The organism is bacterium (assembly GCA_041649255.1).
In the GTDB taxonomy this organism is placed as follows: Bacteria; Hydrothermota; UBA3073; order JACQXS01; family JAQTXJ01; genus JAQTXJ01.
Window position 1 is genome coordinate 14,756 of sequence record JBAZNK010000016.1, and the last position, 25,635, is coordinate 40,390.

General features: G+C 36.3%; 17 protein-coding genes. 14 read left to right on the plus strand and 3 right to left on the minus strand.

Going from position 1 to position 25,635, the window contains the following annotated elements; genetic code table 11:
* Window positions 1-41 precede the first annotated feature (41 nt).
* Window positions 42-1,853, plus strand: a complete 1,812-nt coding sequence (locus tag WC614_10895; GenBank protein MFA5033511.1) for a recombinase family protein — start codon at window positions 42-44, stop codon at window positions 1,851-1,853.
* 113 nt (window positions 1,854-1,966) lie between these two features.
* On the opposite strand, the gene WC614_10900 is transcribed toward WC614_10895, so the two are convergent.
* Both WC614_10900 and WC614_10905 read right to left on the minus strand, forming a co-directional pair.
* Window positions 1,967-3,469, minus strand: coding sequence for a hypothetical protein (locus WC614_10900; GenBank protein MFA5033512.1), 1,503 nt, complete (start codon window positions 3,467-3,469; stop codon window positions 1,967-1,969).
* A gap of 1 nt (window position 3,470) precedes the next feature.
* Complete coding sequence (locus WC614_10905; protein MFA5033513.1) at window positions 3,471-8,177, minus strand: P-loop NTPase fold protein; 4,707 nt, start codon at window positions 8,175-8,177, stop codon at window positions 3,471-3,473.
* Window positions 8,178-8,583: 406 nt separating this feature from the next.
* Here WC614_10905 and WC614_10910 point away from each other — a divergent pair, with 406 nt between their 5' ends.
* The 7 genes from WC614_10910 to WC614_10940 all read left to right on the plus strand — a co-directional run bounded on the left by WC614_10910 (window position 8,584) and on the right by WC614_10940 (window position 15,331).
* A complete protein-coding gene (locus tag WC614_10910; protein ID MFA5033514.1) occupies window positions 8,584-9,162 on the plus strand; it encodes an ATP-binding protein in 579 nt (192 codons plus the stop codon).
* Window positions 9,163-9,499: 337 nt separating this feature from the next.
* The gene (locus tag WC614_10915) at window positions 9,500-10,705 is read left to right on the plus strand and encodes an aconitase/3-isopropylmalate dehydratase large subunit family protein (GenBank protein ID MFA5033515.1); all 1,206 of its coding nucleotides are present in this window, start codon (window positions 9,500-9,502) and stop codon (window positions 10,703-10,705) included.
* A 95-nt stretch (window positions 10,706-10,800) separates the two neighbouring features.
* On the plus strand, window positions 10,801-11,181 hold the full coding sequence (locus WC614_10920) for a four helix bundle protein (protein ID MFA5033516.1): 381 nt from the start codon (window positions 10,801-10,803) through the stop codon (window positions 11,179-11,181).
* Between the two features lie 64 nt (window positions 11,182-11,245).
* The gene (locus tag WC614_10925) at window positions 11,246-11,737 is read left to right on the plus strand and encodes a 3-isopropylmalate dehydratase (protein ID MFA5033517.1); all 492 of its coding nucleotides are present in this window, start codon (window positions 11,246-11,248) and stop codon (window positions 11,735-11,737) included.
* Window positions 11,738-11,949: 212 nt separating this feature from the next.
* A complete protein-coding gene (locus tag WC614_10930; GenBank protein MFA5033518.1) occupies window positions 11,950-12,489 on the plus strand; it encodes an HD domain-containing protein in 540 nt (179 codons plus the stop codon).
* Between the two features lie 223 nt (window positions 12,490-12,712).
* Entirely contained in the window at window positions 12,713-14,275 is a 1,563-nt protein-coding gene (gene nadB, locus WC614_10935) for an L-aspartate oxidase (GenBank protein ID MFA5033519.1), read from the plus strand.
* A 93-nt stretch (window positions 14,276-14,368) separates the two neighbouring features.
* Window positions 14,369-15,331, plus strand: coding sequence for a PfkB family carbohydrate kinase (locus WC614_10940; GenBank protein MFA5033520.1), 963 nt, complete (start codon window positions 14,369-14,371; stop codon window positions 15,329-15,331).
* A gap of 178 nt (window positions 15,332-15,509) precedes the next feature.
* On the opposite strand, the gene WC614_10945 is transcribed toward WC614_10940, so the two are convergent.
* A complete protein-coding gene (locus WC614_10945) occupies window positions 15,510-17,435 on the minus strand; it encodes a S8 family peptidase (GenBank protein MFA5033521.1) in 1,926 nt (641 codons plus the stop codon).
* Window positions 17,436-17,889: 454 nt separating this feature from the next.
* Here WC614_10945 and cutA point away from each other — a divergent pair, with 454 nt between their 5' ends.
* The 6 genes from cutA (at window position 17,890) to hypF (ending at window position 25,571) form a co-directional block, all read left to right on the plus strand.
* Window positions 17,890-18,273 carry a divalent-cation tolerance protein CutA gene (cutA, locus tag WC614_10950; protein MFA5033522.1) on the plus strand — a complete coding sequence of 128 codons (384 nt, stop codon included), beginning with the start codon at window positions 17,890-17,892 and terminating at the stop codon, window positions 18,271-18,273.
* Window positions 18,274-18,431: 158 nt separating this feature from the next.
* The gene (locus WC614_10955; protein MFA5033523.1) at window positions 18,432-19,586 is read left to right on the plus strand and encodes a hypothetical protein; all 1,155 of its coding nucleotides are present in this window, start codon (window positions 18,432-18,434) and stop codon (window positions 19,584-19,586) included.
* Window positions 19,586-19,723, plus strand: a complete 138-nt coding sequence (locus tag WC614_10960) for a hypothetical protein (GenBank protein ID MFA5033524.1) — start codon at window positions 19,586-19,588, stop codon at window positions 19,721-19,723. Before WC614_10955 ends, WC614_10960 begins: the two co-directional genes overlap by 1 nt.
* Window positions 19,724-19,815: 92 nt before the next feature.
* A complete protein-coding gene (locus WC614_10965; GenBank protein ID MFA5033525.1) occupies window positions 19,816-21,066 on the plus strand; it encodes a 3-isopropylmalate dehydratase large subunit in 1,251 nt (416 codons plus the stop codon).
* A 159-nt stretch (window positions 21,067-21,225) separates the two neighbouring features.
* The gene (locus tag WC614_10970; protein ID MFA5033526.1) at window positions 21,226-22,704 is read left to right on the plus strand and encodes a T9SS type A sorting domain-containing protein; all 1,479 of its coding nucleotides are present in this window, start codon (window positions 21,226-21,228) and stop codon (window positions 22,702-22,704) included.
* A complete protein-coding gene (gene hypF / locus WC614_10975; GenBank protein ID MFA5033527.1) occupies window positions 22,701-25,571 on the plus strand; it encodes a carbamoyltransferase HypF in 2,871 nt (956 codons plus the stop codon). Before WC614_10970 ends, hypF begins: the two co-directional genes overlap by 4 nt.
* Window positions 25,572-25,635 lie beyond the last annotated feature (64 nt).

A 25,635-nucleotide genomic window follows, 5' to 3' on the forward strand; every position in this document is an offset into this window, starting at 1 on the left:
AGTGGCACAATGTATTTAATTGACTTTTGGACTTTATAAAAATGTATAAAGACAAATTTATAGCGGGATACATCCGTGTGAGCACGGAGATGCAGATAGAACGGGATAGTGTAATTCAACAGGAAGACGCGATAAAGGCTTATGCTAAGGCAAAGGGAATGCCATACAAGATTTACAAAGATTTGGGCATATCAGGCAAAAACACAGAAAGACCGGGATTTCAAAATCTAATTCGGGATGTAAAGTCAAATCAGGTCAGTTCTGTAATTGTGACGAGGCTGGACCGTATCACCCGCAGCCTGCTTGACTTGATAAATCTCGAGAAAATATTTGAGCAATACGATACCTCTTTTGTTTCATTAACGCAAAATCTTGATACATCAACACCTATGGGACGGTTTTCTTTTTACATTTTAGGCTCAGTCGCCCAACTCGAAAGAGAGGTTGATGCGGAGCGGGTTGCGGAGAATATGACTGCGAGAGCGATAAGAAAGAAATGGAACGGCGGAGTTATTCCCTGGGGTTTCAAGTATGTTCCTAAAGAAAAAACAATAGCAATAGAGCCAAAAGAAGCAGAAGTAGTCAAAAAGATATACGAGCTCTACTCGGAGCATAAAAGCTTTAGGAAAGTATTGCAGTTGTTAAATTCAACAGGCTACAGGACAAGGAACGGCAGTTACTGGGCTGGCACATCTATCCATAGAATTTTGAGTAACCCCATATATGTCGGAGCTCTGACTTACAACAAGAGAAAAACCAAGGGCAACACATCCGTATCAAGGCCGAAAGAAGAGCATACAATAGTGGAGAATGTTTTTGAGCCGATAATTGAAAAGGAAAAATATCAGGAAATCCAGGCAATGATAGACAAAAACAAGCCCATAGCTTCAAGGACAAAGGGGTCAAGACATCTGCTTTCCGGATTAGTGAAATGCGAATTATGTGGGACTAAAATGTTCGGCTGGAGCGGGTATACTAAGAGAGGCAATAGATTTTATTCCTATTACAAGTGCAATGGGGCAATATCAAAAGGAAAAAGCTTTTGCGCCGGCAACAACATAGATATGAAAACACTTGAGAACATGGTTGAGAGTGAGCTTAAAGAGTTTTCGTTAAAGCCTGAGAAATTGACCGAGAAACTGGCACAATATAAAAACGAGTTTGAAGCTTCTGTGGAACCATTGCTGAAAGAAAGAAAAACATTAGAAAGCGAGATGTCAAAGCTTGAACAAAGAATCGAAAAGACATTCGGGCTTTACGAAGAAAGCATTATCACAAAACAGGAGTTTGTAGAACGAAAGAGTAAGATAGACAGCGAGAAAGCTTTTTGCAAAACTCAGTTAGAAAGCTTGGACGACAAGTTTTCTTCTCATGATTTGACAAGTTTCAGCCCTGATAATGTATTAAAACAAGTAAGAAACTTTGCGGATGTTTACAAAGAATTGAACTTTGATGAAAAACGAGAATTTCTGAAATGCCTGTTTCCGGAGATAAGGGTTGGCAAGAAAGAGATAACTTACAGCTTGAGACTTTATCCGGGTTTGTTTAACTATGACGCTGACTGGAAGAGCTTGAATCGCAGAAACGTTAAAGATTCGGGGGCTGTGACGATAGAGTATAAGACTTTAAGAGACCCGATAGGGCAAATTGAGATTTCCGGGGAACAGATTAAACAATTTAGGAAGGAGAAGGGATTAACTCAGAAACAGTTTGGTGAGATAATGGGAGTGGACAAGATATCTGTATTTTGTTGGGAGAAAGGGAAATATAGTCCATTAAAAAAACATAAAGGGAAATTGATGCAAATTTTTAATCAAGCTCTATTTAAGGGAAATAACAAGAGAGCAAAATGATTTTTTGTATATTTGTAGAACAATTACATCTTTTCTTGAAGCTATAAATGAATATTGGCATTAGCTCTTTTATTAAAAAAACTGGTTCAACTATATAGCATAGAGTTGCCAATCTATATCTTCACTATTTCAAAAGACAGCTGCTTGTATTTGGCATTTTTGCTATTATAAGGATACTCTCGCCCTAAATTACCTACTTTCCGTTTCCAAATTTCCCCTACAGCAATTAACTTAAGGTTATTTTTCAATAAATACCTCTTAAGATATTTGGAGCTGATAATAAGGAGATACCCGTAGTTTGCCAATTCAAATTTATCTTCTCCATAACCATCAATATTTCTGTGATAACCACTTTCCCAATTAATACAGTGAATAACAAGTTGTTTCCCTTTATAATATTCCAAAGAATTCTTCTTTTGAGTTAGTTTAAAGTATTCTACTATTTCTGGTGCAGGAAAGAGTTTTACATAGCCTCCAAAATCTTCTGATACGGTTCCGTAAGAAGGGATTAGCCTGTCTTCTAAAAAATCAGAATGGCTGTACTTATTCGTATTCAATAATTCTTTTTTCTTTGCTTTAAGGGGAAGTTCATTTATATAACAGCTTCTACAACTATAATCTACTGGAATTACTTTAATCTTCTTCGAGAGTTTTTCTGTTGGTGTACGAACAAAGCAAGTAGTTACACGCTTTTCAAAAGACTTATCTTCAGTTTTAAAATAAGTTCTTTCATACAACGGTATCCATTCAGCCTTTGAATTCAAAAGTTCGTATGCATCTGCTTTCTTGATTCTCTTTTTAAGCCATGCTCCCGCATCTACCTGAAGATCAGTAAACTTGATAAATTCAGGTTTTTCTTCTACGAGTAAATCAGGAATAGAAGCATCCCACTTACGTTCATTAACCAAAAAATTCTTCCAAGTCTCAATAGAAACAGATAGATTCTTCACGCACCACATTAAGAACATTTGAATAGCATGTCTTGCATAGTAATGAAGACGAGTTTTGTAATGCTTGCCTTCGATATCGTAGCGCAAACTAGAAGGACTCTCTTCCCAATACTGTACCCCTTTTTTGTACCCAATAATTTTCATATAATACGTGACTTGTCTAAATGCTTTTTTACAATCATATTTAAAAACCTCACATATGTGAGAGAATTCATACATGTTATTTTTCCCACCAAGCTCGTATTCAATAAAATGGTCACAATTAGTATAAAATATATCGTTGGAATTATTAGCATATTTCATTGCAGGTGTTACCCTTGTGGAAATCAAATCTATAGGATGCTGAAGGGAAAGATTAACATTTATGAGGTTAGCTAAAATGTCTTTACTTAAATTTGCAATTCCAAAATGACCTGTCTGTTTTCCAAGAGAAATAATCCCTTTGATTAAAGGCTTTACTTTTTCCGGGGCTCTCAAGCTAATAGCAAGCAGGATTCTTAAACTACCGAATACGATATCAAAATTTTTTGAACGTAAATTTAAACCGAGTTGGCTTACTGCCTGCGAATTTGTTAATGCTTCCTGAAATAAGCAAAGTGTTGCTCTGTTACGATGAGCGACAATAGGAGAGGCTAAATATTGCGAAAGAAATTCAAGTATGTCCATATTATTTTTTTGATAAAGATAGACTCATTGATGTTTCTACGATATTTTTCCAGCTTGCAAAAGAAAACTTTTTAATATCAATAAAATACTTATCTATGTATTTGGAAGCATAAGTAAAAAACTGTGGCAAAGAATAACTATCTCCTGCAAGCCTACGAATTCCTGCTAGTAATAATTTTCTGATAAAAGCTTGCTTGTTAGGAAAATCTATCTTATCCAGCGCTTTGATAATCCCATGGATTTCATAATTATGCTCCGAATTATTTATAGCTCTAAACACGTCGGATTGCGTCTTGGCAAGCAATGATTGATTACTTGTTGCCACAGTTTTTCTGATAAGGGTAGAAAATAATTCTGCCCCTTCTATATTTATTTTATTGGACACAGCCCATTCTCTAACGTGCTGTAAGTCAGCATAACTAAGAAATGGGACTAATTCTGCAACTAACCTATCCGTAAAGTAGTTTTTTTGTTTTGTATATTGGTCTAAAGTTTTCAGAACTGACTTTATGCGCCCCTTTTTAGCAGAAGTTTTAAGTTTTTCAATATCAATGCTGTCATAAGTTACCTTAAATTCGGGACTTTTTTTCATAGCCGCCGAATAGCCTTCTTGCCGAAGGGCAGCGAGATAAAACTCAACATCTCTCCTAATGCTTTTCAGTTGAGAATAAGGAGTGATAAATAAGATTATATCTTGTAATAGATTTATTCGATCAGTAGGCTCAATATATTTCTTCAAAATCTCAAAGTATCGCATCATTAATTCTTCAGCTCTCTGGTAATCATTATTAATTAAAGCCCATCCGCAAAGTTTAAAATAAACTTTTGTGATGTTTTCGAAATACTCGTAAGAATTTTCTTCTTTGATGTGCATTAAACCCAAAAGCGGTAGAATATCTTTGATAGTATGATAATGATAACGTTTTATATAAGTCGAGATAACTCGTCTTAAAGCTTCGTTTTGATTGACTTTCCCTTCAACTATAAATTTGTAGAGATAGTCTAGTGCCATCCTGAAATCTTCATAAGTAGCAGATTCTAGAAAATCCAGCCTTAAATATCCTGCTCCTTCGATTATATCAGAAACACGTTCTATATATCTCAAAATCAATTTAAATTGCTCTGACTTTTGCGTTCTAAGACAATCTACAAGGTTATTAAATCTAAAGTCTTCTTTGCTCCATAATCCACGAGAGTATTTCAAACTCTTAATAAAAATATTATCCGCCATAATCAAGAATCCCTTTTGTGCAGCAATGACAGCTAGATTCTGTAAATTACTACTTTTACTAAGGTTATCAAGCCTTTCTTTTTGGCGTATTTCGAATGTTTTTCCCAGATAACTTTCCAGTTTTTCCTTAATTATAATAGTTGTCGGCACAGACACTTCTATCAACTTTTCTAAAATATCTGCTCTCTTGTTTATATAAGCAATTCCCAAAATATTCTCAATTTTATTGAGGAAAGATAAAGTTTTGTTTGGAAATCGAACGCTAATGATTTGTAAGTTATCTCTAATAAGATCTAAGAGGTCATGACTGTATGGATAAAGATTTTTCCTTGTTTCATAGTTATTATCCTCATTGGGGTTGATTTGGTCTATTTTTTGTTTATAGAGCCTAAGGGAATTTTCTAAGACTTTCCAAAAACCTTCCCATGTAATTTTTCTTGCTTGTAGTAGCAATCTATTTTTTTCCAAATCGCATTCTATTGAGAGAACATTTAAAAACTCTGGATTTTCATATTCTGAATAATCCCTTGCCCTTGAAAATTTTTCCTTTAGAGAGTCAATGTAAAACTCTTTCAAGTTAAACTTTTTATCTATTAACCCCTTTAAAGCAATCCATTTGAGGAATAATTCACGAGTCCTTTCTGGCCCTCCCCAATCTGTATAACCACGATTGCAATAAGGGAGTTCAATCTCTACTTTATTCAAAAGTTTTTGAGTTCTTTTTTTAAAGTTTTTCGCTCCATGAATGAATAAAGCTTCAGCAAAATCTAGACGTTGACTTTCATGTTTATTGTCGTAAAGAAATCTCTCTACTTTCTCGTCATTAAGTAATCTTCTAAAGTCCCAATTATCAGAAATCTTCAACCCATTTTTCTCCTTCTCAAGGTAGATTAAAAGACGTTCTATCTTGGAAGACTTAGATATTGTCTTTAGCGTCTCTTTATTATTAATTTTCAGGTTCTGTAGATGAATTTTTGTTAACTTAATACCTTTAAAACCCCCCTCTAATCTTAAGCTAGGCTTCTGGAAAGAAATTCCTTTTTTAACGAAATCCAATGCTTTTTTATACTGATGTGCATTAACTAGAGCACGGGTAAGAACTTCAACATTATTCCAGAATTCATCATTTGCATCTTTGCTCCAAAGCAATTCAGGATTTAAATTAATTCTAAATAAACTATCATCAATAAATCTACGTGCAAGGTCAATACAATTTTTATCTGCTTTCTCTATTAGAATATTTCCAACCGCCAACCGCTTAAACACCCATTCTCGCTGGTACCATGGTTGATTTATTTTTGGAAGCAATAACTCTTTTTCTACTTCTGAAATCAACTTTTCTGTTCCGATTTGTGCTTTTTGAAAGACATCTTCATCATGAGTAATAGAATAGATATTACTTGTGAGTATTGCGTAGTGAACCAGTTGTTCTACATTCTGAACGTGATAGAAGTAATTTACAAAACTTCTACCGATTTCAACTTTGGTAGGTTCATCTATATTTGACCTAAGAATTTTGTTAAAAAATCCAGTTTGATGAAGTTTTTGGAAAATAGTTTTTACTGAAGAGTCTTTTATACCAACAACCTCTAAATGTTTAATGATATATTTTTTACCATATAGAGATAAAGCATTTTTTGAATAATATTTACCAAGGATTCGATGATAAGACTTTTTATCTCTCATAATCTGAGCGATAACAAATCGTCTGAAACTATCATGATAAGGCTCAATAAAACCACCCGACAAGTGGAGAAAATGATCAACTTTCTTTAAAAGGTCATTAAATGTAGTAATATTTAACTGCCTATAATACATTAACTGTTGTAAATCTTCTCGTTTAACACTGGCAAAATGAAAACAAAGATAACCAAAACATTCTTTTTCTTTTTTACTTAAGCTATCCCAGATAGGTCTGTACCAGTCAAATACTTCAGTATATTGCGAGGGGGAGCGAATTATGTTATCAGGGGTGCCGGATTGTTTTAGTTTTCTGCTTAGATAAAACAGTGAAATAGCTAAGCCATTAGTCTTTTTTTTAATAATTGCAATTTGGTCTCTATTAAGTGGTATATCAGCTTGCTTAAAATATCTTTCAATCTCTTTTTCGGTGAAATATAGATTTATGCCAGTTTCTTTTTTTGTATTTGGAGTTAAATTTCTAATTGACTTGGGAAGATATCTTTCCCCCCAAGTGCTCAACAAAAAAACTATACCTGGGTAATTAACTGAAGGGATAGCATCTAGAACTGACTTGTCTCTATAGTTATCAGTTTCTACCTGGTCAAGAGCGTCAATTATAATGACAATCTTCTTGCTATGCCTCTTTAGTGCGTTATCGCTAAGTTTTTTTAATGCCTCATCAAAAGTTTTATCAATGAAATTTTCATCGTCCTTAATGCCAATAGTTTTGTCAAGCAATCCAAATTCATAACATCTTTGAATAATGTCTGTTTTGAACCAAGAGCTTTTAAGTCGGTTATTATTCGAGTATCCTGACTTTCCTTTCACTGCCTCAAAGGGACGAATACGGCAGAAATAAGGGAAAAAATCTGTGTTCTTTTCTGCAAGATGAGAGAGTAAAACTGTTTTTCCTGAACCGGAGGGAGCAAAAAGCAAAACAAAGCCACCTCTTTTTTTCTTTGCTTCTATGGCTTGTAGAATTTTAGTTTCCAGATTAGGACGATCAATATAATTTAATGGAGTAGCAATTTCTTGTATTAACCCTGTTTCTAATCGGTCAATGAATTCAATTACTTTTTGAGGAGTAACTTCTATTTCATTTGAGACAAAAAGTCTTGTAATCCTAGTTATAAAAGCATCTCCTCTTTCATTATCAACAACACCTTCTCTTTTTAACTTCATGCGGAGCTCTTTTTCCAATACATCTATCGCTGGGATTTCTTTGAAATGGAGCGCTGAGAGAAAACTCTTTAACTCCTTGTTATTAACAAATGGGCTTGCATTACAGTTAGCTTTAATACTTTTGATTTCAGAGTTATGCCTATTATGAAAAGATTTCCATGATAGCTTCTTTTCCCGTAGTTTTTTGATATCCCTTAAAAAATCAAATAGCTCATTTGTTAGGATTTTATTACTTGCAATAGTTAGTCGAACAGATTTATTTTGCTTCTTGTGAACACGCCAACTTTTTAGAAACTTAAATATATTAGTTCCTTCTTTTCGACAAGATTGACGAGTATTTGTTTGATGCAGGTTTGTAATCCACAAATCACCGAATCCCAATTTACTTTCTGGTCTTAGTGTATGTTTTATTTGGATAACCTCAACTTGTACATTCTTATAGAACTTTGTTAAGTCCTCAATTCGTCTTTTCTGCCCATATTTCCTATCCGGTTTAATTTGTATTTTCGTAACAAAAGAATCTTTTTCCAGAAGATTTAAAAATTCAACTCCCGCCAATAGGATCTCAAAATAAAATGGTGCGTTTTCGTTTCTGATTATTTTTTGAGCCATAAAAACTTTTATAAATATATACTATCCATGCTTTTAGACTTATAGAATTTTTTATCTCATAATATATCCATTATATTAACTATTAATATTTTAAAATTCCGATTTACGCTTAGTAGACTCACAATTTTTTAATAATATGATTAAAAAGTATATTGACAAGTTTTTTATAAGAATCTTCCAAATATGTTTGGATATATAATATATTACATATAAACATAAATATGAAAAAAAAGCGGATAGTTTTTCCAATGCTCTATCTGTAATAATTATTTGAGATTCTATATGCTAAAATGGGGATAAAAATAACACTGAAACACAAATAAAATATCATTTCAAAAGTAATGATTTTGAAAAACTTGTTTTAATTTGACAAAGTTAATCTCCAAATATAATATACTTTTTTAATATGACTACTTCTATAGATAAGAATTATAAAATAAGGAACAATCTACAATTTGAGCAGCAATATAAAATGTTTAGTAGTTTGGAACCGCATGGATGTCCGTGTGGATATTTTGGGGACTTATATCATAACTGCACTTGTTCTCCTGCAATGATTCAAAAATATATATCCAAGATTTCGGGGCCATTGCTTGACCGCGTGGATATTCATATAGAAGTTCCGTCACTTCCTTACAAAGAACTAATTAGTAAAGCAACGGGAGAACCTTCCGTAAAAATCCGTGACCGCGTAAATAAAGCGCGCAAATCTCAAATTGAGCGGTATTCGGGACATAAGAATCTTTATTGTAACGCTCAATTGACACAAAGGGATTTGAAAAAATATTGTGTTCTGGATTCAACGTCTGAAAACCTTTTAAAACTTGCGATAGAGAAATTTGGCTTATCCGCAAGGGCTTATAGCCGTATTCTTAAAGTCAGCAGAACTATAGCGGATATAGAAGGGGCAAAAGATATAAGCTCGGCGCATATTTCAGAAGCAATACAGTACCGCACATTGGATAGAAAGTATTGGTTAAGGTAAAAAAACAGAAAGAATTTTTAGTCACGGATAAAAGAAAAAGCAACCACAGAGGGCACTGAGAACAAATCACAGAAAAAAACATAGAGTTCAAAGAAAACATAAACAGACATCGAAATATAGAGAGCACAGAGATAAAACTCACAGAGGTCACAGAGAACGGAATGCGGATTATAGGCACGAAGGAAACTAATTTTTTCTATCACCTTTAACCAACCACAATATTCTTGACAGATTATAACTTATATAGTAGGGTACTCGTTAATAGTATATTAGTGTAATAGTTAATAGTTAAATGAAGATAGGAATTTAAGTAAAGTGACTCCAACTAGATAAAGTTATGGCAGGCAAAACCGTTATCGAGAAAATATTGTCTAAGAAGTTAGGCAAAGACACACATATAGGCGACCGTGTATGGTTACCTACCGACCTCGTTGCAATGCGGGATTTTGGCGGGCCAAATGTAATTTTGGAATACAAAGAAAACTTTAAAGACTCTCCCCTATTCGATAAAGACAAAGTAGCCATAACTTTTGACTTACACATTCCGCCAAGAGATGAAAAAGTAGCAAACAATCATAAAATCTGCCGTGATTTCGTCAAAAAAACAGGATGTAAATTATTTGACGTTAATGAAGGTATCGGACAACATATTCTATTTGAACACAATCTTGTTCACCCGGGTGACGTCATAATCGGAACTGATTCTCATATGAACTTGCTTGGAGCATTTGAAGCACTTGCAATGGGCGTAGGAACAACCGACATAACCGGCGCGATGAGATACGGGAAACTATGGTATCGGATTCCACCTACAATAAGAATTGAAATAAACGGAAAAATAAAAAAACCTGTTTGCGCAAAAGATGTCATATTATATGTTCTAAAAAATCTAAAAACGGACGGCGCCATAAATAAATCCGTCGAATTTACCGGCAATACCGTTAAATCTATGAATACGGCAGAACGAATCACACTGACAAGTATGGTAACCGAAATGTCCGGGGAAATCGGGTTTGTAGAATCTAAAGACTCTATTTTCACGGCAGATAAAGATGCAATTTATGAAAGCAAATACGAGTTTGACGTTTCAAAACTTGAGCCGCAAATCGCCTGTCCACATTCACCGGACATGGTAAAACCGGTCAAGGAAGTCGCAGGGACACCGATTGACCAGGTTTTTATAGGCAGTTGCACTAATGGCAAATATGAAGATTTAAAAGCTGCCGCAGATATATTAAAGGGTAAAACGGCAAAGATAAAATTGATAATAGTTCCTGCAACAATGAACGTGGCAAAAGAAGCATTGAAAAAAGGTCTTTATGAAATATTCCTTTCTGCGGGAGCGGTAGTCGTAAACCCGGGTTGTGCATTATGCACGACAGGACATCCCGGCATTCTCGCAAACGGCGAAACAATGGTTTCAACTTCAAATCGTAATTTTATAGGTAAATTAGGTAAAGGCGGGGAAGTGTATTTAGCTTCGCCTGCTACGGCTGCAGCTACGGCTGTGGCGGGAGTCATTACAGAACCAAGGAATAGTTAATAGTATAATAGTGTAATAGTTATTAGGAAAGAAATTAGAAACAGGGAATAGTTAATAGGATAATAGTGTAATAGTTATTAGGGGAAAAAATGACGATGAGTAAAGTAGAAACTTTTGAGGATTTAGATACTTATAAAATATTTAGGGACTTACGAATAAAAATATCAAAAATAGTCCAAACTTTTCCTGATGTAGAAAAATACAGACTTATTGACCAAATTATTCGTGCTTCAAGGTCTATTACTGCAAATATAGCTGAAGGCTACGGAAGGTATCACTATCAAGAAAACACACAATTTTGTAGACAAGCACGGGGTTCAGCTTATGAATTATTAGAACATATCAATGTTGCCCTAGATGAAAAATATATTTCAACTGACGTTTATAATACTTTTAGAAAAATAATATTCAACGGAATAAAAACTATTAATGGTTATGTACGATATTTACAAAAGCAAAAACTTAGTACCGATTAACTAATACATGATTAACAAGTATATTATTTTAACTATTAACTAATACCCTAATATACTAATAACTATGATAAAAGGAAGAATTTGGAAATTTGGGGACGATATTGATACGGACCAAATATATCCCGGAAAATACTTACCGTTAACCGATAAACAGGAAATGGCAAGACACGCTATGGAAGGTGTGCCGGGTGCAGAAAAATTCATAAAAGAAGTACAACCGGGTGATATAATGGTTGTAGGAAAAAACTTTGGTTGCGGGTCATCAAGAGAACATGCAGGCGTTGCAATAAAAGGACTTGGAGTATCTCTTGTTATCGCAGAATCATTTGCAGGTATATACTACAGGAACTCGATAAATATTGGGTTACCGTTATTAGAATGCAAAAATATATCCTCAATTAAAGAGGGTACTATTATATCCGTTTATCCCGAAACAGGAAAAATCATAGATTCTGAGACGGGGAAAGAAATTTACCAGGCAAATCCACTTGCAAATCTTGAACTCGAAATCATTAACGCAGGCGGATTACTTAAATTTTTGATACAAAACAATTAAAACCACAGAAAACAGAAAAAATTTATAGCCACGGATAACGGACACGGATTTGCACGGATAAAAATTTACACCGCAGACCTGCCTACCGTCAGGCAGGGACGCAAAGTACGCAGAGAATAGAAAACGGAAAGCCTAGCGGAGCTGGATACCAATCTCTAATCCAGCAAAGCTGGAAAGAGCTTGAGTAAAAAAATTGAAAAAGGTGGTATAAAATGATAAACGCAGAATATATAAAAAAAACTTTTCCAAAATTGGAACTTATAAAAAATCCTGCATTGAAACAGGGAGTTGTAGATGCATGGCTTTTAGGCGTTAAAAGAGGTAATTGGGAAAAAATAGACGATATTCCTTTTACTTTACTAATTCCTGCAAAAACTTCATTGATTGAACATACTAATAAAGTTACGGAACTTGCAGTAAACATTGCTAATACGGTATTAAAAGACAATCCTGCAATTAAAATAGATATGGATATTCTTATCGCCGGCGGATTAACTCACGATGTAGGGAAACTCATTGAATACGAACGTAAAGATGGCAAAATCGTAAAATCTTTTCTTGGCAATAAAGCAAGACATCCTGCGATAGGTTACGCTCTTGCGCTTGAAGTTAAACTGCCAAATGAAGTAGCTCACATAATACTTGCGCACTCCCACGAAGGCGACACGCTTGAGCGTTCAAGGGAAGCAATTATTATTAATCACTCTGACTTTATTGATTTTGACCTCGCGAAGACTTGTAAACCGAATTAACATAATACTTCAATAATTCAAATCCAATATCTTATTTATAAACTTATTGACAATATAGGTTTTTGAGAATCGTTAATAGTGTATTAGTATAATAGTTATTAGGAAAAGGGAATGACAGACAAACCCAGCTTTGCTGGATAAGTTGGACTAATGCTCCTACGTCGCAAAGTCCAACTAATAAACTTATTGACAATATAGGTTTTTAGATATTGTTTTTGTATTAATGGAAACGGATTTTTTAGTTATCGGAAGTGGAATCGCGGGGCTTGCTTTTGCCGTTGAATCCGCAGCTTACGGCAAAGTGACGATAATCACCAAAAAAGGTCGGAGCGAAGCAAACACTAACTACGCGCAAGGCGGTATAGCCGCGGCGATTGACTCAAATGACTCCATAGAATACCATATAAAAGACACACTACATACCGGAGCCGGACTTTGCAACGAAAAAGCAGTCAGGATAATGGTAACCGAAGCGCCCTCTATAATTAAAAGACTTTGTGAATTAGGCGTGGATTTTACGAAAGCAAAAGACGGGAAATTAGATTTGGGAATGGAAGGCGGACATTCTATGCGCAGAATCGTCCATACAAAAGACGCAACAGGCGCACAGATCGAAAATTCACTGCTTCATAATACAAGCTCCGAAGGTATAACTTTGCTCGAAGATTGGATTGCAATTGACCTTATATTAAAAGATGGGAAATGTATAGGCGTTTGGGCTTTGGATGAAAAAAACAATAAAATATTTTCCATATTCTCGAAAATAACTTTAATAGCGACCGGTGGAGCAGGAAGCGTATATTTGCACACGACTAATCCTTCAATTGCCACGGGAGACGGAATTTCAATGGGATATAGAGCAGGCGCAACAATCGCAAATATGGAATTCGTGCAGTTTCATCCTACAACTTTTTACGGAAAGAAAATAGGAGAAAGAGCATTGCTGTTATCCGAAGCTATAAGAGGCGAAGGCGGAATACTAAAAACTTCTAAAGGGGATACTTTTATGGAAAAGTATGATGCCAGAAAAGAATTAGCTTCAAGAGATATAGTAGCTCGCGCCATACATTTTGAACTTAAAAGCACCGATACTGATTATGTGTTGCTTGACGTAACGCATCTCGGCGAAAAATTCGTTAATAAATTTCCGAATATTTATAATTCGTGCCTCTCTCTCGGATTAGACCCGTTAAAAGAACCTATTCCCGTAGTTCCGGGCGCCCATTATCTATGTGGAGGTATTCTTACCGACCTTGACGGGAAAACAAATATTCCCCGTCTTTATGTAGCAGGAGAATCCGCTTGCACAGGCGTTCATGGCGCTAATAGGTTGGCATCCAATTCTTTACTGGAGTCTATTGTTTTTGGTTTTCGCGCAGCAAAATCTGCAATAAAAGGAATCAAAAAAATTCATCCGGAAAATTCTACATCAAAACCTATAAAGAAAAACCTTAATTCTTCAATCTGTGATAATAATATAATTAGCGAATACCTGTCCGATATTCGTTTCATAATGTGGGAAAAAGTAGGTATAGTCAGGAATACAAAAGATTTAGAAGATGCGTTATCCAAAATATCTCAATATAAAAAAGAAATAGACAATTTATACAAGAAACATACGATTTCGTATGCGCTTGTAGAACTTCGTAACGTCGTAAATACGGCGATGCTTATTACAAAATGTGCTATTATGCGAAAAGAGTCCAGGGGGCTTCATTATGTTCTTGACTACCTAAAAAGAGATGATATTTTGTATAATAAAGATACGGTAATTGAGAATCGTTAATAGTATAATAGTGCCCCGAGCTTTGCGCTGGATAGGAATCCCTAATCCAGCAGAGCTGGAAAGGGCTTTTTATAATCGTTATTAGGAGAAAAGATGAAAAAAGAAGAGATTATTAAAAAGTTTCAGGGTAAGAAAATTCTTGTAATCGGAGATATAATGTTGGACAAATACGTGTGGGGCAGCGTAGAACGTATTTCTCCCGAAGCTCCTGTTCCGGTATTAACCGTATCACGCGAAGTATATGTCCCGGGAGGAGCCGCTAACGTAGCCTGTAATATTAAATCTTTAAGAGGTAATTCTTTTATGGTTGGAATAATAGGAAATGATGAGGCAGGGCAAAAACTGAAATCTTCTCTGAAAGAAAAAGGCGTTGATACTTCCGGTGTTTTTGTCGATGATACCCGCCCGACTATAACAAAAATCCGTTTTGTAGCCGAAAAAAGAACCCAACAACTTATAAGAATAGATTATGAATCAAAACGCCTCATAAATGAAAAATTACAAAAGAAAATAATTGAATTCGTGTCTTCCTGTGCTACAAAGTTTGATGCTATACTCTTTGAAGATTATGATAAGGGAATGCTCCAAAAAAACTTAATCAAAAAACTTATCAGTATTTTTAAGAATAAAATTATAACCGTTGACCCTAAATTTGATAACTTTTTTGCCTATGAGGGCGTAACTTTATTCAAACCCAATAAGTATGAACTTGAACGCGCCGTAGGCGAAAAACTCACTCACAATAATATAGAACCCATATGTAAAAAAGTCCGGAAACAGTTGAATTGCAAAGCAGTATTGCTTACACTGGGGAAAGAAGGGATGTTACTGGTTGATTCCGTTGGAGCACATAAAATTCCTGCAAAAGTTCGTGAAGTTTATGATGAAACGGCGGCAGGAGATGCGGCTATCGCGGGAACAACTATCGCATTGGCAACGAATGCAAGTTTGATAGAATCTGCCGGAATCGGGAATATAGTTGCAGGAATAGAAGTAAGTAAATTCGGGACAGTTCCCGTAACTTATGAAGAGTTACTGAAAGATATAAGAGAATAGCTTCGGGAATCTTTAATAGTATAATAGTTAATAGGGTATTCGTATAATAGTTATTAGGGAAACAGAAACCACAGAAAACAAGATTGAAACCGCAGATAAACACAGATAAGCGCAGATTAAAAAAGATTTTACCACAAAGGTCACTGAGAAAAAACAAAATTTGATTACTATCCAGCCCCTATTTTATAAGAATTACTTTTTGAGATAATTGTTTATTGTCCATTTTTAGGACCACAAAATACACACCTGTTTTAAGTCCGTTTGCGCTGATAGCCATATTATAACTGCCGGGGGCTTTTCTGCTTTCAAGAATATTTTTCACCACTCTACCTGCGGCATCAAGGAGAGTTAACTTTACATTTGAAGGTAACACAATAGAATAATTTATATCTATTTGTTTGTTCTTGGCATTGAAAAAAGCTTTAAGAGATAGAGGACTGATTACATTATTTTCTTCTACGCCAATCCCAACTAAAAGAGTTACAGGAACAGGATACGGATTAATGGGGTCATTAGAATGAATCCATAAAGTATCTTTATAAGTACCGGATGATAAAGCACCACCCGCAACAACCGTTACCTGTCTTGTCCCCCCCGGAGCAACTCCAAAACTCGTAAGACTTATAGATATTATCCAGTTTGCTGATTTAGTAATGCCGGAAACTATTAAATTATCAGCGGCTGAATCTTTATTATTAACTGTCAATACGGCGGTATCCCGCGGTCCGGAAATAGAAAGCGCTTTTTGGACTGCAGCATAAGCATTCGGTTTTCCATAACCATGATACTGATCTCTCCCTGCCGTCCCGAGATCAGTTGCGGTTGAATCCAGAATATCTCTTACTTCCTGATTTGTAAGAGTTGGGCTAGCAGACAAAACAAGCGCAGCTATACCGGCAACCTGCGGACAGGCTTCTGAAGTTCCTGCAAATAATTGATATGAGTTTTCGCCGCGAAGCGGGATAGTTCCAATAACTCCTACCCCCGGCGCAATAAGTTCGGTCTCCGAACCGTAATTACTATACTGCCATCTTGCGCTAGTGCTGTCTATAGCGCCTACGGCTATTACCTGTGAAAGCCTTGCAGGATACATCATAGGAGTCGTCCCGTCATTTCCCGTTGCGGATACAAGTAAACACCCTGCATTCCAAGCATTCAGACAGGCTTGACTAATTTGGGACACTAACGTATAATTGCCCCAGCTCATTGATATCACGCGAACTTTTCTATCGGCACACCACTGGATAGAATTTGCACAAGAAGCAGAAGGAAGGGTTGTTGAACTACCCGCCCTTAAAGAATAAAGCCTTGAATTGGATATTCCGGCAATTCCTTTGCCATTGCCTATAACGGCAGCCGCAACTCCGGAACAGTGTGTACCATGGGCTTCAAGTGTATCAAGAGGAACAGGGTTGTTATCATTATCGAGAAAATCGTATCCCAATGTATCGGTTTTGTAGTGAGCAGATAAATCCTGATGATTATAGTCTGAGCCCTGGTCAATTACCGCAATGGAAATATCCATACTTCCATATCCTAAATCCCATGCTGCCGGACAATTAAGCAACCTTTTATCCCATTGATAACCGCCGTAATACGTATCATTCGGGGTAGCTAAAATATGCATAGGTCTCTCGGGTTCTACGAATTTTACGCAAGGATTATTCTTCATAATTTGCATAAAACTTTTCACATTATCAAGATTCCCGGGGACATCAACGACTATAAAATTAAGCGGGCTCAATCCCTTATCAACGATTGTTATGCTTTTATCAAGTATACCTAATTCTTTATACGTCGCATTATGAACATCAACAGAAGAGTTATAAGTAATTATTACTTTCCCGGGTGTAATATCTTTCCAGTAATCTTCTTTTGCCCATAGAGTATCCATATTGGGAAGTTCTATTTCTTTTTTTGTTATAGTTTTGCTTTCACATTTATAACTACTTGAATCTATGCGGAATACCAAACTTTCAGGAATTACTTCTATTGCGGATGATTTAGAAATGTTTTTGCTTATGGGCTTTACTATGATAGAATTGTCCGCCCCGAAAACATAACCACTTAATATTAAAAACAAACTTATAAACCCATATTTCATAATTCCCCCTTGTGTCTATTATAATGAATATGTATTTTTAGTTTCTTTGTCAAATGATTTGTTGGGGGGAGGACGGGGGGAAATATACTGGGACATATCCTCCAAAAAAAGGCGGACAAGAAAGCCCCCAGCTACCAATAAATAAAAGAACGGGCGAACATCCCGCCCACCGCCACAACGGGATCTTCGACTTCTTCGGGATAAACTCTGGTTCGCCCCTACAAAGAAAAAACTTTTTTATTTGACTTTATTATAAAGTCAGGTTATTTAACCCTGTAATATCTTTTGAATTGTCCTTTAAAGGGTAGGTTGGAGCCGTTTAGTTAGAGTTCGTGATAAAAGGAACGTTACTCTAACTTATCCAGCTCTGCAGGGCCGCTCCAACCGATGAGAGCAGAGGCTCTCATCTACCCAGCGATAGAATTTATGTTTTTTCAAGTTAAAACGATATAAAATGATAGAAAAATATATTCAGGTAATTACCACTATCGACAGCAAAAAAAAGGCAATGGAAATTACAAAAACTGTCGTATCAAAAAGGTTATGTGCCTGTGCCCAGATTGTAGGTCCAATAATTAGCAAATACTGGTGGAAAAATAAGCTTACTACATCCAAAGAGTGGTTATGTATTATGAAGACGAAAAAATCTCTTTATACGCAACTTGAAGCGGAAATTAAAAAACTTCATACTTATACCGTTCCTGAAATAATTGCTACATCTATAATTGCAGGAAATAAAAATTATTTAGACTGGATAGATAAAGAAACAAAGAAACAAACAGACAAGAGAAATTGGACGCAGATGAACGCAGATAAGCAGGATAAACAAAACAAATAGTTTAGACACTAAAAGACAACAAAAAAGAAAAACTAGATAAGGATAAAACAGAAATGATAATCGCAGAAAAAATTCAAAAATCATGGGAATCTGCGGAAATCCCTGCCTGCCGTTCTGTTTGGCAGGTGCGTCCTAAAAAGAAATTTAATGGATAACATATGAAAAATTGGATAGCTTTTATAACAATATTGATGTTGGGACTTTCAGGCTGTATGCCTAAAGACCAAATCAGACAGGCAGAAGAACCAATATCTCCGGATGGCGTAATGCAAACGATAGATTCGCTTTATCAAACTGGATTTGAGTTTAAAATAGAATTTAAAAACCCGAATGTCTCCGGGACTTCAAAAGGCATTAGCTTAAACAACAAAACTCAGGTTAATATAACACGTAAACTTGGTGCGGAAAAAGAAAAAAACAAACTTATCGGCATAGATGAGATGGAATACAGTCAGGTAAAAGGAAAGTGGCAAACAGACACGAGAACCTTTGATACGCAACCCATTGAATTACTCAAAACTATATGCGGACAGAAAGATTTTAAACTAACAGAACAAAAAAACGGAGTTTTTGTATATACTTTTACACCAAATTTATTATTTATGGATCCCTCTTCTATGGACAAACCTGAAACTACACAAGGTTTTGTTTACATAGACAATAAAACTCTAATGCCCGTTAAAGTGATTGCAAAAACAGAAACGGCATCGTGGAGTATGACAATAAAAAACACGGGGAAAAAGTTTTATATTCGCAGCCCGAAAAGTAAGTTATGGAGCTTAACAATAGATACAAATAAACCAAAAGAGGTAATTAATATTTTGAAAAAAAGATTGGAATCCTATGGAATTGAAATAGTATATTCTGAATCAAAAGATACGGACATAATATTTAAGTTTTATTCGGAAAACGAATTACCGGGAAAGTTATTTCAATCGGGCAAAACAGAGCTTTATATTGCAGAATATCCAAAACAATCCATTTATGAATTGTCCTCTTCCGAGGAAAAAGATATTTGTTTCGTAAACAATGAACCGACTAAGCCAATTTTATTGAAAAACAAGATAGACGCTAAATTAATAGGTGCTGAAATTGATTCTGGGCAAACAGGTATTAAGCTTAAATTCAATACTACTTTGCCTGAAACGACTAAGATAGCAATATTGTGTGATAAAGAGGTTGTTGGATTCACTCCACAGACGTGGGGAAAGGAGTTAGAGATAAAATGCAGTAAAGAAACAGCATTAAATATAAAATTTCCCTTGCCAGATAGTTGTTTAATTGCTAAAGTAACACAAAAGTCTTTGAAATAATGAACAAAAACACAGAGATGATAGCCACGGATAAAGGACACAGATTAACACGGATAATAATGGAACTAAGAATGTCAATCGCAGCTAAGCTGGATAAGTCAGAAACACTGATAGCACAGGGGATATTTGATTTTTGATATTTAATATTTTTAGAAACCCTTTCCCCGCCAAGGTGGGGATTAGGATTTTTTATCCAGCTTTGCTGGGAATTTAAAGAATAGGAGGAGAGATGGGTAAAACATTAGCAGAAAAGTTATTATCTGAAAAAAGCGGAACCGATGCAAAAGCAGGTAACCTCGTCATATCGAAAGTTGACGTTGCCGCTTTTCAGGATGGCACAGGTCCACTTGCCATTAAAAAAATTCAAAGTATGGGATTGAAAAAGTTATTAGCTGACCGGGCAATCCTTTTTATAGACCATGCCGCACCTTCACCAAGAAAAGAATTATCAAATGACCATATCGTGATTAGAGAGTTCTGCAAAAATATGGGTGCAACACTTTCAGATGTAGGCGATGGCGTAATTCATCAAAGACTAATAGAATCATTCGTCAACCCGGGGGACGTAGTAATCGGTTCAGATTCGCATACCTGCACATCAGGTGCTCTTTGCGCTTTTGCAACGGGTATGGGGTCAACGGACGTAGGTTTGGGGATGGCGCTCGGCAGAACATGGTTTAAAGTCCCGGAAACCTTTAAGATAGAAGTAACCGGTAAATTTCAGAAAGGCGTTTATTCAAAAGACGTTATACTTTATCTTATAGGGATGATCGGAGCAGACGGTGCTACATACAAAGCACTTGAGTTCTGCGGTTCTGCAATTGAAGATATGAGTATGGATTCAAGGTTTGTTTTGTCAAATATGGCAGTAGAAGCAGGCGCAAAAGTAGGGTTATGCGAATCGGACGAAAAAACAAAAGCGTGGCTTAAGTTATACGGCAGGGAAGATAAATACCGCGAAATCAAAGCCGATAAAGATGCAAAATATGAAAGAGTAATTAAAATAGACGCGAAAACCCTCGTTCCACAAATAGCATTCCCGCACACGGTTGATAATACAAAAACGATCGACGAAGCAAAAGGGACAAAAATAGATCAGTTCGTCATCGGGACTTGCACCAACGGCAGGATGGAAGATTTGCATATAGCAGCAAAAATCTTAAAAGGCAAACATATCGCACCGTATAAAAGACTTATCATAGTCCCGGCATCGAGAGAAGGATATCTAACCGCCATAAGAGAAGGGCTTTTGGAAACTTTCGTCGAAGCAGGCGGAATAGTAATGGGACCCGGATGTGGACCTTGTGTAGGCGTTCATGAAGGCATTCTCGGGGACAATGAGAGTTGTCTTTCAACTGCAAACCGTAATTTCAAGGGCAGAATGGGAAACCCGGACGCGTTCGTTTATCTGGCTTCACCTGCTACAGTAGCTTATTCGGCATTACGAGGCGAAATCAGCGACCCAAGAGAAGTGGTGTAAAGGGAAACGTTATTAGTATAATAGTTAAACGTTATTCGTTGTGAGGCAAGGACATTGCGATAATTATTCCACTTCAGGTGGTTTGGTATTATTATATTTTCTGAAATGCTTTCAGAAATCAAAATAAAAATCGTTTGACTTTTCAACAAGGAGTCAACTATGCATAAAAAATTAGGAGCTTGGATTTTTGTGGGAGTAATTGGAGTTATTAATCTTGCGCTCGCAGGCGCGCCGGACACCCTTTGGACAAGAACTTATGGTGGGACTGATAATGATTGGGGTAATTCTGTTTTAGAAACGCAAGATGGCGGGATTGTTGTTTCCGGATGGACGGCTTCCTTTGGTGTAGGTTCTCAAAATTTTTATCTTATAAAAACAAATTCTTCGGGCGACACACTTTGGACAAGAACTTATGGTGGACATCTATTGAATAATGGTTATTGTGTTTCCGAAACGCAGGATAGTGGGTTTGTTATCGTTGGAGAAACTTTCTCATTTGGTGCAGGCGCTCCCAGTTATTCAAATGCCTATCTTGTCAGAACAAATTCATTGGGAGATACGTTATGGACAAGAACTTATGGTGGAACAAAGGGCGAGTGTGGCTGGTCTGTTTCCAAAACATATGATGGTGGTTTTATTATAACAGGAGAAACAACTTCATTTGGCGCAGGCTCTCCCAATTATTCAAATGTCTATTTGGTCAAGACAAATTCTTCAGGAGATGCTCTCTGGACTAAAACTTTTGGCGGAGCGACTGGGAATTCTGGCTGGTCTGTTTCCGAAACGCAGGACAGTGGGTTTATTATTGTTGGAACAACAAACTCTTTTGGTATAGGCTCTCCCAATTATTCAAATGTCTATTTGGTCAGGACAAATTCTTCGGGAGATACTCTATGGACCCGCGCTTTCGGCGGAACTGACAATGATGGATGCTATTCTGTTTCTGAAACGCAAGACAATGGCTTTATTATGGTTGGGACAACATCCTCTTTTGGTGCAGGCGGACACGATGTTTATCTTATTAAAACAAATTCTTCGGGCGATACTTTGTGTACAAGAACTTATGGCGGGGCTAAAGATGATTGGGGAGAATCTGTTTCTGAAACACAGGACAGCGGGTTTATTATTGCTGCGAAGACAGTTTCTTTTGGTGCAGGTCATTTTGATGTTTATCTTATCCGAACAAATTCTTCGGGCGATACTTTATGGACTAAAACTATCGGTGGGGCTGAGAGTGAATGGGGTTGTTCTGTTTCTGAAACAAGGGACAGAGGATTTATTGTCGCCGGAGCAACTTATGGGGACGACTATGAAGATGTTTATCTTATCAGACTTAAACCGGAAACTGGAATTGAAGAAAACTCAAATATTAAAAATCAAAAATTAAATATGGAAATATTTAAAAATCCATTTATTGAAAATACAACCATTAACTATTCTCTCACACTTAAATCTAAAGTTTCTCTCTCAATTTGCGACATCTCAGGCAGAACTGTCAAAACTCTATTAAATGAACAAAAACCTGCTAGTAGTTATAGCATTAACCTGAACGCAAAAGAACTAAAAACAGGAATATATTTCCTAACCTTGAATGCCAATGGGGCAAGAACTAATAAGAAACTTACAATTATAAAATGAAAATAGCTTTTGTTGGCATAGGTAATCCTCTTAAAGGCGATGATGGCGCAGGCCCCATATTCATATCAAAAATTAAAAATAAAAAATCAAAATTAACAGATAAGAACAATGAGGTTTTGTTATGGGACTGCGGGACTGTTCCCGAAAACTATCTCGGGAAAATAATAAAAGAATCTCCCGATGTGCTTATATTCGTTGATGCGGGAATCTTTAATGCTCCACCCGGAACTATCAAACTTCTCAATCTAAATAATATAGATACTAATTCCATTTCCACACACAGTCTTTCATTAGACTACATTATAAACTGGATTAAAACCGAAATCAAAACACAAGTTTTCGTAATCGGAATTCAAGCAAAAAGCACCAACTTCGGAGCCCCTATAAGCCCTGAAGTTAAAGAATCCATAAAATTACTGTCTTCCAATAAAATAGGCGCAGAAATAATATTAAAAGGATTAGTTCAGGGAGTAGGAATGAGACCTTACCTCCACAAGTCATCAAATAAATTCTCACTGAAAGGCAGGGCAAAAAATTTTCCCGGCGGAGTAAAATTATGGGTAGAAGGAAATTTAATTGATGTATTATTGTTTTTTGATACCTTAGATGGGAAAGATTCCCCGGCTCTTGCTAATATACTCGAAAAAGAACTATTTTTCAAACAACCAAAATCATTTAAGGAATTTAAAATAGACACAAGCGATGAAACCGGAACCGATTTTGTTCTCATTCCGCCGGACATTGCTATTTGCGACGAATGCCTAAAAGAGCTACAAAACCCTAAAGATAGAAGGCATAATTATCCTTTTATAAATTGCATAAATTGCGGACCCCGTTTTACTATTATCAAAAACATCCCGTACGACCGTAAAAATACTACTATGCAGAAATTTACTATGTGCAACAACTGTTCTGACGAATACCACAACATAAAAAACAGAAGATACCACGCTCAACCCAATGCCTGTTATGTATGCGGACCTGACGTGGAAATATCCAAAAAATCAGGGAATAAAGCGTTGACTGAAACCATCAACTTATTAACAAAAGGGGAAATCATAGCTCTTAAAGGGATTGGCGGATTTCATCTTGTATGCGATGCTACGAATGAATCTGCCGTTAACAAACTGCGGAAATTAAAATCCAGACCGTTTAAGCCTTTTGCAGTGATGTGCTCAAGTATAGATAAAGTAAAACAATTTGCAGAAGTTTCCAAATCGGAAGAAGAATTATTAACTTCTAATAAAGCACCAATAGTGCTGTTAAAGAAAAAAAGGGACAGCAAAATAGCCAAATCAATAGCTCCCGATAATAATTATATCGGCGTTATGTTAGCTTATACACCTCTGCATTACTTGATTGCCGACAAATTTCTATGCATTGTAGCCACGAGCGGAAACATAACGGATGAGCCTTTAATCAAGGATAACACTGGAGCAAAAACTAAATTATCAAAATTTACCAAACACTTTTTACTTCACAACCGCCCGATTGAAGTCAGATGCGATGATTCCGTAGTAAAATTCATAACGGACAAACCTGTTATATTCCGGAGAGCAAGAGGATACGCGCCTTTACCTATAAAGCTTCCTTTTAGTTCTCCATCCATACTTGCCGTTGGAGCAGAACTGAAAAACACTTTTTGTATTACAAGAGAGAATTTTGCGTTTTTATCCCAGCATATAGGAGACTTGAAGAACTATGAAAATTATGAGATGTTTACATCTACGATTGAACATTTCAAAAAACTTTTCAAGATATCGCCTGATATAATCGCTTATGATTTACATCCCGAATATTTATCAACAAAATATGCATTGGAGTTATCGGAGAAAGGCATTACTAAAATAGGCATTCAACATCATTGGGCACATATTGCAAGCTGTATGGCAGAGAATAACATTGATTCGCAAGTGATTGGCGTAGCATTTGACGGAACAGGATACGGAACGGATGGAAATACATGGGGTGGGGAATTTTTACTCTGCACATATAAGGATTTTGAACGAATAATGCATTTTAAGTATGTGGGGCTCCCGGGAGGCGATATTGCTTCCGCTGAAACCGGCCGAATGGCAATCAGCTACCTGTTTGATATATATGGAACATCCCGCCATATCGTAGATGGTACATCCCGCTCAGGCGGTGATCCAGCTATGGCGGATGGAGAAAAATGTAAAAAACTTATCTCTAAATGGAAAAACTCCGACCTAATTTATAAAATGCTTGAAAATAAGTTCAATTGCCCGATAAGTTCAAGCGTAGGCAGGATTTTTGACGCAGTAGCCGCTATAACGGAAGTATGCCAATTAAATACCTGTGAAGGTGAATCCGCGATGAAACTTGAAAAATTGGCAGAGGAACATATAAACTGTAGGGACATAGCGTGCTATGTCCCCAAACCTTATACTTACAAAATAGTAACTCAAGCTTCCAGCTTGAGGGATAAAAGTAACTCAAACTTCCAGCTTGAAACTTCTAACCACAAGCAAGTCAACGCCACAGCGGACTCCGCAAAAGGCGGAGATGCTTGTGATACAATAGATATTTCTCCTGCTATCATTGAAATAATAACTAAAGTCGGAAAGTCAACTCCTGCAAAAATATCTGCAAGGTTTCATTCTACAATGGCTCATATAGTAAAAGACGGGTGTATAAACATACGAAATAAATATGCTATAAGTAGAGTAGCGTTATCTGGCGGTGTATTTCAAAATAAAGTCCTAACTGAAATTACCGTTAAATTATTAAAAGAAGAGGACTTTGAAGTTTATACGCATTCGATTGTGCCTCCGAATGACGGCGGAATATCGCTTGGGCAGGCAGCAATCGCGCAGGCAATAAAAGAAAAGTCGCAGGACATCTAAAACCACTTATCCGGAGTACGAAACATTCTATTGAATATTATCATCTTTTATGTAGGGAACAGGC